At 74.8% G+C, this 14,344-nt stretch carries 10 protein-coding genes and 2 pseudogenes; 10 read left to right on the top strand and 2 right to left on the bottom strand.

The annotated features are described in order from the left end of the window. Positions 1-10 precede the first annotated feature (10 nt). From FJK98_RS34875 to FJK98_RS24790, 3 genes and pseudogenes are all read left to right on the top strand, one after another. A pseudogene (locus tag FJK98_RS34875) lies at positions 11-631 on the top strand (ATP-dependent helicase); the annotation flags it as partial. A gap of 108 nt (positions 632-739) precedes the next feature. Then, positions 740-3,268, top strand: a pseudogene (locus FJK98_RS24795) (DEAD/DEAH box helicase); the annotation flags it as partial. Then, positions 3,265-4,197, top strand: a complete 933-nt coding sequence (locus FJK98_RS24790; RefSeq protein WP_145921140.1) for an SWIM zinc finger family protein — start codon at positions 3,265-3,267, stop codon at positions 4,195-4,197. The pseudogene FJK98_RS24795 and the gene FJK98_RS24790, both read left to right, overlap by 4 nt. A gap of 105 nt (positions 4,198-4,302) precedes the next feature. Here the strand turns inward: FJK98_RS24790 and FJK98_RS24785 are convergent, their stop codons facing one another. Next, on the bottom strand, positions 4,303-4,560 hold the full coding sequence (locus FJK98_RS24785) for a DUF3040 domain-containing protein (RefSeq protein WP_145921139.1): 258 nt from the start codon (positions 4,558-4,560) through the stop codon (positions 4,303-4,305). A gap of 497 nt (positions 4,561-5,057) precedes the next feature. On the opposite strand from FJK98_RS24785, the gene FJK98_RS24780 reads away from it, so the two are divergent. The 5 genes from FJK98_RS24780 to FJK98_RS24760 are packed head-to-tail and all read left to right on the top strand — an operon-like array spanning position 5,058 to position 11,245. Beyond that, positions 5,058-7,034 carry a DUF1800 domain-containing protein gene (locus FJK98_RS24780; protein WP_145921138.1) on the top strand — a complete coding sequence of 659 codons (1,977 nt, stop codon included), beginning with the start codon at positions 5,058-5,060 and terminating at the stop codon, positions 7,032-7,034. Positions 7,035-7,054: 20 nt separating this feature from the next. Continuing rightward, a complete protein-coding gene (locus FJK98_RS24775) occupies positions 7,055-8,446 on the top strand; it encodes a DUF1501 domain-containing protein (RefSeq protein ID WP_240762325.1) in 1,392 nt (463 codons plus the stop codon). After that, the gene (locus tag FJK98_RS24770) at positions 8,443-9,864 is read left to right on the top strand and encodes a ferric reductase-like transmembrane domain-containing protein (protein ID WP_145921137.1); all 1,422 of its coding nucleotides are present in this window, start codon (positions 8,443-8,445) and stop codon (positions 9,862-9,864) included. Before FJK98_RS24775 ends, FJK98_RS24770 begins: the two co-directional genes overlap by 4 nt. 13 nt (positions 9,865-9,877) lie before the next feature. After that, positions 9,878-10,474 (top strand): FMN-binding protein, encoded by a 597-nt coding sequence (locus FJK98_RS24765; RefSeq protein WP_145921136.1) that lies wholly within the window; start codon positions 9,878-9,880, stop codon positions 10,472-10,474. A gap of 48 nt (positions 10,475-10,522) precedes the next feature. After that, entirely contained in the window at positions 10,523-11,245 is a 723-nt protein-coding gene (locus tag FJK98_RS24760) for an FAD:protein FMN transferase (protein ID WP_145922973.1), read from the top strand. A 345-nt stretch (positions 11,246-11,590) separates the two neighbouring features. Here the strand turns inward: FJK98_RS24760 and FJK98_RS24755 are convergent, their stop codons facing one another. Next, entirely contained in the window at positions 11,591-12,262 is a 672-nt protein-coding gene (locus FJK98_RS24755) for a bifunctional DNA primase/polymerase (protein ID WP_145921135.1), read from the bottom strand. Positions 12,263-12,513: 251 nt separating this feature from the next. Here FJK98_RS24755 and FJK98_RS24750 point away from each other — a divergent pair, with 251 nt between their 5' ends. Then, a complete protein-coding gene (locus FJK98_RS24750) occupies positions 12,514-13,740 on the top strand; it encodes a helix-turn-helix domain-containing protein (RefSeq protein ID WP_145921134.1) in 1,227 nt (408 codons plus the stop codon). Between the two features lie 16 nt (positions 13,741-13,756). Continuing rightward, on the top strand, positions 13,757-14,338 hold the full coding sequence (locus FJK98_RS24745; protein ID WP_145921133.1) for a flavoprotein: 582 nt from the start codon (positions 13,757-13,759) through the stop codon (positions 14,336-14,338). Positions 14,339-14,344 lie beyond the last annotated feature (6 nt).

The following is a 14,344-nucleotide window of genomic DNA, read 5'->3' as shown; positions in this document are numbered from 1 at the left end:
GGGGGAACGAGTGCTGGTCGTCCACGGGGTGTGGCTGGTCGGGGCCGGTCTGGCGGTGTGGGCGGAGGATTCGACCCGGCCGACCCGGGTGCCGCGCCGCCCCGGCCGGGCCCCGCGCGAACGCCCCCACCCCTTCGCCGCCGACCCGACCGCCCTGGCCGCGCTGCTCGGCGACCGCCCGGCCGGCACCGTGCTGCTCACCCTCCCCACCCGGGCCGGCGCGCCGCTGCACTCGCCGGAACTGGCCACCGTCGCGGAACCGGCCCGTGGCCCGGTCACCCTCGCCGGTTGGCGGGCCCCCGTCCTCCGGTACGCCCCGGACGACGCGTTCGACCTGCTGCGTACCCTCGACGGGCTCGACGCCGTGGCGGGGGCGGGCCTGCGGCACCTCGCCGAGCTGGCGGGTTTCGCGGTCGACCTGGTGGCCCGGGGCCGGCTGCTGCCCGGCGTGGCCGACCGTCCGCCGTCCGCCGGCCCGCCGACCGACGGGCCCGGAGCGCCGGCCGACCGTCCGCCGGGCGGACGGTCGACGGGGAGTGCGGTCGGGTGGGCGGTGTGGCGGCCCCTGCTCACCGGCGCGGACGCCGCGTGGGCCCGGTCGCTGGCCCTCGCCCTGCCCCCGGCGGTCCGGGCCGCCGCCGGGCCCGCGTCGCCTTCCGCCCGCTCCCGTCCCGGGGTCGACCGGACGGCCGGGGAACGGCCCGGTCCCGAGGGGACACCCGGCTCCGGGCAGCGTGAAGGAGACGTCCCGCCCGCCGGTACCGTCCCGGACGGTCGGCGCGACGGGGTCGGTGGGCTGGTCGCGGACGTGCTGGACCTGCTCACCGATGCCGCCGCCCGCCGGGCGCTGGCCGACGTCGACCTGCTCCGGGGCGGTCGGCGCGACGGGGTGACGGCCGGGTGGCTGGCGGCGCTGACCGGCCCGCAGCGGCGGTTCACCGCCGAACCCGACGCGTTGGACACCCTCCGCGCCGAGCTGGACGCCTGGCAGCGCGACGCCGTCGGCGGCCCGGTCCGGGCGAGTTTCCGGCTGGTGGAGCCGGCCGACGACGAGATCGTCGACACCCTGACCGTGGTGCCGGCCGACCCGTCGGCGGTCGTCGGGCAGGGTGGACGGTGGCGTATCGAGTTCGGTCTCCAGGCCGCCGACGAGCCGGGCCTGCACGTCGCCGCCGGTGACGTCTGGCGGCACCCGGAGCGGCTGCCGGCGCTGGCCGGCCGGTGGGACGACCCGCAGGAGACCCTGCTGGCCGAGTTGGGCCGGGCCGGGCGGCTCTGGCCGGAGCTGGACGGGGCGCTGCGTACTCCCGCCCCGGAACAGTTGGAGCTGGACGTCGAGGGGGCGCACCGGTTCCTGCGCGACGGCGCGCCGGTGCTGCACGCCGCCGGGTTCGGGGTGCTGCTGCCGTCCTGGTGGCGGCGGCCGGCGGCGCGGCTCGGCGCCCGGTTGCAGGCCCGCAGCCGCACCGCCCCGGGCACGGTCGCCGCGGCCGGGGCGCTCGGGCTGGACGCGCTCGTCGACTACCGCTGGGAGGTGGCGCTCGGCGACGTGACGGTCGACGCCGACGAGTTGGCCGCGCTGGCCGCGTTGAAGACCCCGCTGGTGCGGTTGCGTGGCCGGTGGGTGGAGCTGGACCCGAAGCGGCTGGCCGCCGGCCTGCGGCTGCTGCGCTCCTCCGGTGAGCTGACCGTCGCCGACCTGCTCAGGATGGGGTTGGCCGGGGCGGAGACCCCGGACGCCCTGCCGGTGCTTGCGGTGACCGCCGACGGCCCGCTCGGTGACCTGCTGGCCGGGCAGGCCGAACGGCGGCTCGTGCCGCTGGACCCGCCGCCGGCCTTCAAGGGCACCCTGCGGCCCTACCAGCGGCGCGGCCTGGCCTGGCTGGTGTTCCTCCAGTCGCTCGGGCTCGGCGGGGTGCTCGCCGACGACATGGGGTTGGGCAAGACGGTGCAGTTGCTGGCCCTGCTCGCCGGGGACCCGCCGGACGCCGGGCCGACCCTGCTGGTCTGTCCGATGTCGCTGGTCGGCAACTGGCAGCGGGAGGCGGCCCGGTTCACCCCCGGGCTGCGGGTGCACGTGCACCACGGCGCGGACCGGGTCCGGGACGACACGTTCGGACAGGCCGTGCACGCCGCCGACCTGGTGCTCACCACGTACGCGGTGGCCGCGCGGGACGCGGTGGCGCTGGCGTCGGTCGGCTGGCACCGGGTGGTGGTCGACGAGGCCCAGGCGATCAAGAACGCGGCCACCCGGCAGGCCGAGGCGGTCCGGGCGCTGCCCGCCCGGCACCGGATCGCGGTCACCGGCACGCCGGTGGAGAACCGGCTGGCCGACCTGTGGTCGATCATGCAGTTCGCCAATCCCGGCCTGCTCGGCCCGGCCAGCAGTTTCCGGCAGTCGTACGCGGTGCCGATCGAGCGGCACGGCGACACCGAGGCGGCGGCCCGGCTGCGCCGGGTCACCGGCCCGTTCGTGCTGCGGCGACTCAAGACCGACTCCTCGATCATCAGCGACCTGCCGGAGAAGCTGGAGATGGAGGTGGTCTGCAACCTCACCGCCGAGCAGGCGTCGCTCTACCGGGCGATCGTCGACGAGATGCTGGCGAGGATCGAGTCGAGCGACGGGATGGAACGCCGGGGCCTGGTGCTGGCCACGATGACCCGGCTCAAGCAGGTCTGCAACCATCCCGCCCAGCTGCTGCACGACGGCTCGCCGCTGGCCGGCCGCTCCGGCAAGCTGCAACGGCTGGAGGAGATCGTCGACGAGGTGCTCGCGGCCGGCGAGAAGGCCCTGCTGTTCACCCAGTACGCCGAGTTCGGCGCGCTGCTGCGCGGCCACCTGTCGGCGCGTTTCGGCCGGGAGGTGCTCTACCTGCACGGCGGGGTGGGCAAGGCCGACCGGGACGACCTGGTCACCCGGTTCCAGTCTCCGGACGGCCCGGCGCTGTTCGTGCTCTCCCTCAAGGCCGGCGGCACCGGGCTGACCCTGACCGCCGCCAACCACGTGGTGCACGTCGACAGGTGGTGGAACCCGGCGGTGGAGGACCAGGCAACCGACCGGGCGTTCCGGATCGGCCAGCGACGACGGGTACAGGTCCGCAAGTTCGTCTGCGCCGGCACCGTCGAGGAGAAGGTGGCCGCGATGATCGCCGACAAGCGGGGGCTGGCCGCGTCGGTGGTGGGCAGCGGCGAGCAGTGGGTCACCGAGCTGTCCACCGGGCAGCTGCGGGAGCTGTTCACGCTCGACGCCGGGGCGGTGGTCGAGTGAGCCCTCGGGATGCCGGGGCGGAGGGCCCGTTCGCCGGGTTCGGGCCGCCGCGCCGGGTCGACGGTGGACTGAAGGCGCGCAGTACCCGGGGCGCGATCGGGGTCTCCTGGTGGTCCCGGCGTTTCCTGGAGGTGCTGGAGTCGTTCGCGTTGGGCACCCGGCTCACCCGGGGTCGGGCGTACGCGCGCCGGGGTCAGGTGCTCCGGCTCGACGTGTCACCCGGGCGGGTCGAGGCGAGCGTGCAGGGTTCCCGGCCCCGGCCCTACCCGGTGACCATCGCCCTGCCGCCGTTTCCGGACGCGCTCTGGGACCGGGTCGAACGTGAGCTGGCCGGGCAGGCGTTCTTCAGCGCCCGGCTGCTCGCCGGTGACCTGCCGGCGGAACTGGAGGAGCTGTTCGCCGTCGCGGGCGCGCCGCTGTTCCCCCGGTCGGTGGGGGAGCTGACCCAGCGGTGCGGCTGCCCCGACGTGGCGGTGCCGTGCAAGCACCTCGCGGCGACGTTCTACCTGCTCGCCGAGGCGTTCGACGCCGACCCGTTCCAGTTGTTGCACTGGCGGGGCCGCAGCCGCGACGCGTTGCTGGGCCGGCTGCGTGCCCTCCGGGCCGAGGCGGTGGGCTCGGCCGCGCCCACCGGGCGGGACGCCGGCACACCCGGCCGGACGCCGTCGGTGGTGGACGGTGCGGCGGGCGGGCCGCCGGCTCCGGTGGCGGGGGCGGCCCGGGTGCTCGCCGACCTGCCCGACGTGCCGCTCACCGGGGCGGTGGACCGGTTCTGGGTGTCGCCGGTGCCGCTGCCGGACCGGCCGCCCATCCTGGCCACCGGCCCGGAGCTGCTGCTGCGGCAGTTGGGCGCGCCCGCCGCGGCGATCGGCGGTCCCGGCCTGCTGGAACGCCTGCGTCGGGCCTACCAGGCCCTCGACCCGGGCTGACCCGGCGCGCGGGTCATGATCGACACCAGCGGGGCGATGCCGGGGTGTCCCGTCGCTGCGGTGCCGCACCATCGCGACCCCTGGTGTCGATCACGGCCACGCGGGTCAGCGCCAGCGGTGCCGGAAGTGCCACATCAGGCCGGTGTTGGCCGCCAGGACGACGACGCACGCCGCACTCGCCGTCCGTCCGGCCAGGACGGTCATCGCGGGCAGTGACGCCCACAGGATGACGGTCAGCAGCATCAGCCACCGCCCGCGTCGGGCCCGGACCCTCTGGTCGAGTCGCGCGAAGAACTTCGGATCGCTCTCCCGGAGCTGCCGGGTGATCTGTTCGAACCTGCGCTGATCCTCTTTGCTGAGCATGGCGGTGCCTTCCCCTCAGGCTTCAGCGGTTCGGCGGCTTACCCGCTGCGGCGGCCGGTCACGCCCTGCTCCTGCTGCTACTTTCGGCCCCGGGCGGCGTCGGCGGGGCAGGGCCGGGAACAGCCGGGGACGCCCCGCCCGAAACCGGGCCGGCGGGCGCGGAGCACCTCAGCGCCGGCTTACCGGGGGCTTAAGTTTCGCTGTGCCGGTGAACGCCACGCCCCGTGACACGTACCGCCAAAACGTTACGGCGGGGTCGCGGCCGGACACGTCGTCCCTGCTGGGGACGGTGCGGCCCGGCCGGGGCGGAACCACCCGTGCGGCACCCTCGCACAGCGGCACCTTAAGTGCCCCCGCCGACGGCCCTGACCAGCCTTGTCGGCAGCTCAGCCCTTGGCTACCTTCCCGTGGCAACTCCTCCGGCAGCCGCCGCCGCACCCTCCGCCCCACCCCCGGTCGCAGCGGTACGGCGCATCGAAAGAAAACGGGACCGGTACATGGCCGACCAGAATGTGCCACCGCATCGACCGCACACCCCCGGCGGGCCCACCCCGACGTACGAGGTCACGGCCGCGCCGTACGGGCCGCCGCCGGTGTCCCGGGGCCCGCAGTGGGTGGGGCCCGAGGGGTTGGGCCGGCAGACGTTCCACCAGCCGGCCGGCACCGGACTGCCCCACCTCGACGACGACGGCGACGACCGCGACCGGGTCGGCCGGCGGCGCGCCCTGGTCGCGTTGGGCGGCACCGCCGCCGTGCTGGCCGGCGGCGCGGCGCTGGCGATGAGCCCCCAGGTACGCGGCCTGTTCGGCGACGACGCCGCCGGGGACGCCACCGGGGTCACCACCACCGACGGCACGCCGGCCCGCCCGAGCGGCCAGCAGCCCAGCACGGTACGCACCTACACCGAGCAGAACGAGAGCTACATGGGCTCCCGGGCCGGTGCGGCGCTGAAGAAGAACTCGCCCAGCGGGGGCCGGACCTTCTCCGGGCCGGCCGACGCGGCGCAGCGTACCCCGGTGACGGTGCGGACGGTGCTGGCCAAGGACCCGGTCCGGCACCTGGCCGGCCGGGCCACCTTCGGGGCCACCCCGAAGGTGCTCGCCGACATCCGCCGGATGGGCATCGACGCCTGGGTGCGTCAGCAGCTCGACCCGGAGAAGATCGCGCCGAGCGCCGCCGAGCTGAAGCTCGCCGAGCTGCCCACCCTCGCCCTGAGCAGCCAGCAGGTACGCGACCAGCGGGAGCAGCTCAACGAGCGGGGCGCGCAGCCGGAGAAGGAGATGGTCGACGGCACGCTGGCCCGGCAGATCTGGTCGGAACGGCAGCTCTACGAGGTGATGGTCGACTTCTGGAACGACTTCCTGCACGTCGCGGCGGACTTCGACGGGGGTGAGGCGTACCGGAACTCGTTCGACCGGGACGTGGTCCGTAAGCACGCCATGGGCAGCTACCCGGACATGCTGGTGGCGGCGAACAAGCACCCGGCGCTGCTGCTCTACCTCAACCAGAACGACTCCCGCGCCGACGCGGTCAACGAGAACCTGGCCCGGGAGAACCTGGAGCTGTACTCGGTCGGGGTCGACGGCGGCTACACCGAGAAGGACGTCCGGCAGGCCGCCCTGCTCCAGACCGGCCGGGGCGTCGACGACGGGAAGTACGTCTTCCGCAACGACCGGCACTACCGGGGCAAGGTGAAGATCCTCGGCTTCAGCCACCCCAACGACTCGACCGACCCGAAGAAGGCCGACCAGGTCATCGACGCCTACATCACGTACATCGCGTTGCACCCGTCGACCGCCCGGTACGTCGCCCGCAGCCTGGCCACCCGGTTCGTCTCGGACACCCCGCCGAAGTCCCTGGTGGACCGGCTGGCCAATATCTACACGGTCAACAAGGGCTCGGTGAAGCCGCTGCTGATGTCGCTGTTCAGCTCCTCGGAGTTCTGGGCGGCGGTCGGCCAGAAGGTCCGCCGGCCGATGGAGTACCTGGTCGCCACCTACCGGACGCTGGGCGTCGGGCCGCAGGCCGGGCCGGGCTTCCGGCAGGGCGACAGCAAACGCACCGCGTTCGCCCAGGGGCTGCGCCAGATCCACGACAAGCTGCGCGAGCTGGGCCAGTACCCGATGGGCCAGCCCACCCCCGACGGCTACCCCGACGTCTACGTCGCCTGGACGTCGGCCGGCACGATGGTCAACGGCTGGAACGAGGCCGCCGACCTGATCGCCGGCAACCGCAGCCAGTTCACCTACACCCGGCCGGAGAAGCTGGTGGCCCGGCCACCGTCCACCGCCGGGGCGTACGTGGACGCGTTGGCGCAGCGGCTGGTGCACCAGAAGCTGTCGGCGCGGGAGAAGAACCTGATCCTCGGGGTGGCCGGCGTGTCCGCCACCGCCAAGGTCGACGCCACGTTCAACGGGGCCGTCGCCGCCGTCGCGCGGGCGATCCTCGCGTCCCCCCAGCACCACCTGCGGTGAGGCAGACGATGGAGAAGCCGGTGACGTACCCGATGGAGAAGACCGTGCCCGCGTTCCCCCTGCACCCCGAGTGCCCCGACCTGCGCCGGCTCGCCGACGACCCGGCCGAGGCGCTGCTGCGCGCCGAAGCCGACCTCGTCGCCGCCGAGAACGCCGCCGAGGCCGACCGGTACCGCCGGCTGGAGGACCTGGAGGAGGCCCAACAGGACGGGCGCGGGGTGACCCGGCGGACGTTCGTCGCCGGTGCCGCCGCCACCGCCACCGCGCTGGCCACCGCCCAGTTCGTCACCACCTCCGCGTCGTTCGCGGCGACGAAGACCGGCACCCTGATCCACGTCTTCCTCTACGGCGGGCTGGACGGGCTGAGCCTGGTCGCCCCCGCCGACGACCCGGTGCTCGCCAAGGGCCGCCCCGACCTGCTGCTCGGCGGCGACTCGCTGGCCCTGGGCCGGGGCTTCAAGCTGACCAGCGCGTTCGCCCCGCTGGAGAAGTGGCTCAGATCGGGCCAGCTCGGTTTCGTCCCGGCGGTCTCCGACGAGCGGCTGTCGCGCAGCCACTTCCAGGCCGCCGACGCCTGCAACCTCGGCGGCCTGCCCAACGAGACAGGTGGCCGGGGCTGGCTGGACAGCCTGGTCGACTCCCTCGGCAAGGGCACCGCGTTCCGCAGCGTCGGCATCGGCAGCACCCTGCCCCGTTCGCTGGTCGGTACCAACGGCGCGTTGTCGCTCAACAGCGTCGGCTCGCTGCGGCTCAACGGCGACGACCGCTACCGGGCGGCCACCGAGAAGGCGATCCGGGGTCTGTTCACCGGGATCAACCACCCGGTCGAGGAGGCGGTGATCGAGGGGATGGGCGCGCTGTCGACCGCCCAGCAGCTCGCCGCCAAGCCGTACCAGCCGGCCGAGGGCGTGAGGTACGAGGGCGTCGGGTACGCCTTCCAGCAGCTCGCCCAGCTGATCAAGGGCGGGGCGAACGTCCGGGTCGCCACGGTCGGGATGGGCGGCTACGACACCCACGAGAACCAGGGCACCCGCTCCGGCGGCCAGCTGCACCGGCGGCTCGGCGAGCTGGCGGGCGCGATGGCGGCCTTCTTCACCGACCTGGGCGACCGGGCCGCCGACGTCACCATCATGGTGTCCAGCGAGTTCGGCCGCCGGGTCGCCTCCAACGGCGGCGGCACCGACCACGGCCACGGCGGGGTGGTCACCATCCTGTCCGGCCGTAAGCTCGCCGGCTCGCTGCTCGGCCGCTGGGACGGACTGAGCGATCTGGACTCGGGCGACGTCCCCGAGTACAACAACATGTTCGACGTCTACGGTGCGGTGGCGCAGGGCCGGTTCGGGCTGACCACCGCCCAGGTCGACAAGATCTTCCCGCGGCGGAAGTACACCCCGATGAAGCTCTACGCGTGACCTACCAGGACATGCACGCCGCCGGTGGGCGTACCCGGGAGCCGTCCCGGTACGCCGGCCGGCCGGCTGCGTCCGTACCCCCGCCGCCGGCCCGGCCCCGGCGCGGCTCCGCCGGCCGACGGGTGCTGTCCGCGCTGTTCTGGGTCGGTCTGGTGGCCGCGGTGCTGCCGTGGTGGCTCGACACCCCGGCCGGCTCGTTGACCGGCACCGCCGACGTGCTCACCGCCGCCGGCCGGGTCACCGGCCTGGTCGCCGGCTATCTGCTGCTGGTGCAGGTGCTGATGATGAGCCGCCTCGGCGTGCTGGAACGCGGGGTCGGCGGCGAGCGGCTGTCCCGGGTGCACCGGGACCTCGGCGCGACGCTGCTGGTGGCGGTGCTGGCGCACCTGTCGCTGCTGGTGGTCGGCTACGCGCGGACCCAGGGCAACCCGGTCACCGCCCAGCCGGGGGTGCTGCTGCGTGACTTCGACGACATGGTGTCCGCCTTCGCCGCGGCCGGCATCCTGGTGCTCGTCGGCGGCACCGGCATCCGGGCGGTCCGCCGGGCGATGCCCTACGAACTCTGGTACCACCTGCACCTGACCAGCTACCTGGCGCTGCTGCTCGGCTTCGGCCACCAGTTCAGCAACGGCGCGCAGCTCTTCCCGCCCGGCCCGGTGCGCACCGGCTGGATCGCCGGCTACCTGCTGGTCGCCGCCGCCCTGGTGTGGGGCCGGCTGGTCGCGCCGCTGCTGCTCAACCTGCGGCACCGGCTGCGGGTGGCCGACGTGGTGGCGGAGAGCCCGGACACCGTCTCGATCTACCTCACCGGCCGCCGGCTGCACCAGCTCGACCCGCTCGGCGGTCAGTACCTGCGCTGGCGGTTCCTGGCCCGGGGCTGCTGGTGGCAGTCGCACCCGTTCTCGCTCTCCGCCGCGGCGAACGGCCGCTGGCTGCGGCTGACCGTGAAGGTGGTCGGCGGGCACACCCGGGACCTGCGTGACCTCGACCCGGGCACCCGGGTCTGGGCGGAGGGGCCCTCCGGCACGTTCACCGCCGCGCACCGCACCCGGGACCGGGCCCTGCTGATCGCCGGCGGCAGCGGCATCGGCCCGCTGCGGGCGATGCTGGAGGAACTGCCCGCCGGCGCAGCCCTGATCTACCGGGCCCGCACCCCGGCCGACGTGCTGTTGCAGCACGAGCTGGACTGGCTGGCCCAGGCCCGGCAGACCGCCGTCTGGTACGTCGTCGGCTCCCGCGACGACGCCGGCCCCCGCCAGGTGATGAACCCGGACGGGCTGCGCCGGCTGGTGCCCGACCTGACCCGCCGCGACGTCTACCTGTGCGGCCCGCAGGGGCTGGTCGACTCCTCGGTGCGGGTGCTCCGGCAGGCCGGCGTGCCCCGCCGGCAGATCCACCTCGCCCCGTTCGAGCTGTAGGAGGGCACCTGACATGCGTCGCGCGCTGCTCGCGATCACCGGGCTGGCCGCCGGCACCACCGCCCTGGTGGTGCTCAAGGGCGCGCCGGACGCCCGCCAGGTCGCCCGGGACCTGCCGGCCGGTGCGCCGGTCGGCACGCCGGACCGCGCCGACCCGGCCACCCCCGGTGCGACGCCGCAGCGGACCGCCGCGACACCCCGGCCGACCGGCCGGCCCGACGCCACCGCCGGCCGCACCCCGGCCGCGCGGCGGACCACCCCCGGCGGGGACGCCGGCACCCGCCGCACCCCGGCCGCCGACCGGACCACCGGCGTCGCGCCGAAGCCCACCACCCGCACGGTCACCGGCCCGGTGATCTCCACCGAGTTCGGCAACGTGCAGGTGCGGATCACCGTCTCCGGCCCGAGGATCGTCGACGCGGTGGCCCTGGAACTGCCCCAGGGCGGTCAGTCCGACCTGCGCAGCGACCGGGTCGACGCCGCCTACAGCGGCACCAGCGGCGACGTGGTGCGCCAGCAGAACGCCAACCTGGACACCGTCTCCCAGGCGACCGCCACCAGCGACGGCTACCGGCGGTCGTTGCAGGCCGCGCTCGACCAGGCCCGCTAGGTGGGCGCGTCGTCGACCCGGCCCGGCCTGTGCCGGGTCGAGCAGGTCATGGGTACGGCGATCAGCCTGGACCTCGCCACCGACCGGCCCGCCGCCGCCCTGCGTACGCTGGCCGACGACACGTTCCGCTGGCTGCGGGAGGTCGACGCCCGGTTCACCACCTACCGCGAGGACAGCGAGGTGCGCCGCCTCGACCGGGGGGAGCTGCCGCCGGCCGGGGCGTCGGCGGACCTGCGTGCCGTGCTGGCCCGCTGCGCCGACCTGTGGGCCGACACCGACGGCTTCTTCGACGCGTACGCCACCGGCCGGCTGGACCCCTCCGGCTACGTGAAGGGCTGGGCCGCGCAGGTCGCCTCGGACCGGCTGGTGGCGGCCGGGGCGGTCGACCACTGCCTCAACGCCGGCGGCGACGTCCGGGTACGCGGGCACTCGTCGTCCGGGCTGCCGTGGCGGATCGGCGTCCGGCACCCGTGGGACGCGGACGCCACCTGCCTGGTGCTCACCGGCACCGACCTGGCCGTCGCCACCTCGGGCGTGTACGAACGGGGGCACCACGTGCTCGACCCGCGCCGGGGCGTACCGGCCCGGGGGCTGCGCTCGGTCACCGTGGTCGGCCCGGACCTGGGCGTCGCCGACGCGTACGCCACGGCGGCGGTGGCGATGGGCGCGGCCGGCGTCGGTTGGCTCGACCGGCTGCCCGGCCACCTGCACGCGGTGGTCACCGACGACGGTCGGCTGCTGCGCTCGACCGCCCTGCCGCTGGCCGACTGAGGGGTCGACGGTGGCGGGGTCACCTGCCGGTGGGGGTGTTCACCGGGCCGTGCGGTGGGTGCCGGCCGGGCGGGAGCCGGTCGGCCGGGGGCGACCCGGTCGGGAGCCGGCCGGTCGGGTGTCCGACCAGTGGCGGGGCCGTCGCCGGTACGGCGGTTCGGTGCCGCCGGTGTGCCGCATCTCGTCCCTGGCCATGTCGTACCCCCGCTCCGGTGGCGCGTGCGCGCCGTCGTGGTGTGCAACGAGTCCGGCGTCGGCGGGGACGCTGGCGGGAACCCGACCCGGCCGCGTCCCGCCCCGCTGCGGCCGTCCGGTCGGTGGCCGTCCGGTGCGGTGGCTGGCCGGTCAGTGGCCGCGCCGGGGCAGGGGGAGCTGGCCGGGCAGCAGCTCCGGGATCAGCGTCACCCCGTCGGCCCGCAACGTCTCGATCAGGGTGTTCTGCACCAGGTACGAGTCGGGCAGCCGCCAGCGGGCCTGCTCCGGGGCGACCGCCCAGCGCACCGGGCCCTCGGGCAGCCGGGTGGGGGGCGCCGGAATCCACGAGCCGGTGCCGTGCCGGACGACGTGGAAGCAGTGTTCCAGCTCGGGGCGCAGCGGGTCGCCGGGGCGGACCAGGAACATCCACCGCCCGGTCGGGGTCACCACCACCGGGCCCCGGACGCCCGGCCCGGCGGGGTGCCCGGGTACGGCGTCGAGCAGTCGCCGGCCCAGGTGCGCCGACACCTCCAGCACGTCGAAGGCGCGGCCGGTGGGCAGCAGCACCCCGTGCGGGCGGCTGCGCCACCAGGTGGCCACCCGGGCCGGGTCGGTGCTCGCCCCCCGCTCCCAGTTCTCCAGCGCGGGGTGGCAGCCGACGGTGGGACAACCGGCCCGGCCGCACACGAACCGGCTGCGTGCCAGGCAGGCGCCGGGGGTCACCTCCCAGCCGTGCAGCGCGTACCGGACGGCGATCCGGCGCAGCCGGACCCGTTCGATCGGTGCCAGCTGGGCGACCCGTGGCCCGACGTTCCCCCACATGTCCCGTGCTCTCCTCTGGCCTCGACCGGTCACCGCCACCCCTCACGTCGAGCGCCGTCACTGTCGTGATCCGGGATCGTTGACACCTGACGAACGGCTCATGCAACTTGCACGAAGCTATGAGAACTGGCTGTACGTGTGACGTACACGCTGTGCGACCAGCGGCAACCTGGGCGGACGGATCGGAGACGCCCGGCGTGGGTCGTCCGGAGCCCGACCGGACGACCCACGAGGGGGAGGAACGCGAGAAGATGGACGAGCTTCCGATCGGGCGACGGGTGGCCTACTGGCGCGGGCGACGGAAGATGTCCCAGCAGGTCTTCGCCGACCGACTCGGCAAGTCCAAGAGCTGGGTCGACAAGGTCGAACGCGGGGTCCGCCGGCTGGACAAGTTCTCCGTGCTGTACGAGATCGCCGTGATCCTCCGGATCGACGTGCAACTGCTGCTCGGCAAGGACCCGGAACGGCGTACCGACGCGTTGAGCTGCATCGACCAGTTCGAGGTGCAGGAGATCCGGGCCGCCCTGGAGCAGTACTCCTCGATGACCGCGTACTTCGACGGGGTGTCGTACCCGCCGCCCCTGGCCGACCTGCGCAAGGCCGTCACCCACGCCTGGCTCACCTACCAGTACGGCCGCTACGCGATGCTCACCCGGGCGCTGCCGAAACTGCTGCGCGACGCCCAGGCCGCCGACGCCGGCTACGGCGGCGAGCAGGGCCGGGAGGCCGCCCACCTGCTCGGGCAGGTCTACCAGATCGCCTCCTCGGTGCTGCGCAAGCTGGGCGAGTGCGAGCTGGCCTGGCTGGCCGCCGACCGGTCGATGGCGGTCGCCCAGCGGGCCGACGACCAGCTGCTGGCCGGTGTCGCCACCGCCCGGGTCTGCAACGCGCTGGTGGCGATGGGCCGGGCCCGGCCCGCGTTGGAGCTGAACCTCAGCATCGCCAACCAACTCGCCCCCGGCGGCATGAACGACAGCGCGCCGGACCGGCTCTCCGTCTACGGCATGCTGCTGTTGCAGGGCGCGATGGCCGCCGCCCGGTTCGGCGACTCCGACGCCGTCGAGGACCTGCTGTACGGGGCCAACGAGGCGGCGCTGATGCTCGGCAGCGACCAGAACCACTACTGGACCTCGTTCGGCCCGACCAACCTGGAACTGCACCGGGCCGCCGCCGCCGTGGAGCTGGGCGACGGCGGGCGGGCGGTGGAGATCCACCAGCGCATCCCCGAGCCGAGCTTCAACGGGCTGCTGCCCGAGCGGCGGGCCCACCACCTGCTCGACCTGGCCCGGGGCTACACCCAGCTCGGTGACGTCGCGATGGCGGGGGAGATGTTGCTGCGCGGCGACCGGCTCGCCCCGTCCGAGATCCGCTGCCGACCCATCGCCCACGAAGTGATGACCGACGTGCTGCGTCGCACACGGGGTGCGTTGCCCGCGCCGATTGCGGAGTTGGCTGAGCAGATGGGAGTCGGAGTATGAACACGGCGGCGGCCGGATGAGCGGCAGCCCCCACCAGAGCAGTGAGCACCGTGGAGTGCTCTACGTCATCGCCTGCGGTTCGCCGCTGGCCCGTCACCTCGATCGACTCGTCGGCCTGGCCCAGGACGACGGCTGGGAGGTCTGCGTCGTCACCACGCCCGACGGGGCGAAGTTCGTCGACCGGGCCGCGCTGGCCCGGCAGACCGGGCATCCGGTGCGTACCCACTACAAGAACCCGGGCGACCCGGACCTGCTGCCCCCGGCCGACGCGATGCTGGTCTGCCCGGCCACCGTCAACACGGTCAACAAGTGGGCGGCCGGGATCACCGACACGCTGGCGCTGGGCCTGCTCGTCGAGGGGCAGGGCCGGGGCGTGCCGGTGGTGGTGGTGCCGTTCACCAACGTGGCGATGGCCGCGCACCCGGCGTTCCAGAGCGGCCTGCGCCGGCTGGGCGAGTGGGGCGCCACGGTGCTGTTCGGCGACGACGTCTACCCGCTGCACCCACCCGGCACGGGGGAACGGCACCTGCACGCCTTCCCGTGGGAGGCGGCGGTGGCGGCCCTGCCGGGCCGCTCCCGGGCCGCCTCGGCCGCCTGACCCGGC

It is taken from the genome of Micromonospora sp. HM134 (assembly GCF_007833915.1).
In the GTDB taxonomy this organism is placed as follows: Bacteria; Actinomycetota; Actinomycetes; order Mycobacteriales; family Micromonosporaceae; genus Micromonospora; species Micromonospora wenchangensis.
The sequence above is the reverse complement of the archived record's forward strand: the minus strand, read 5'-3'. Positions and strand labels throughout refer to the sequence as shown.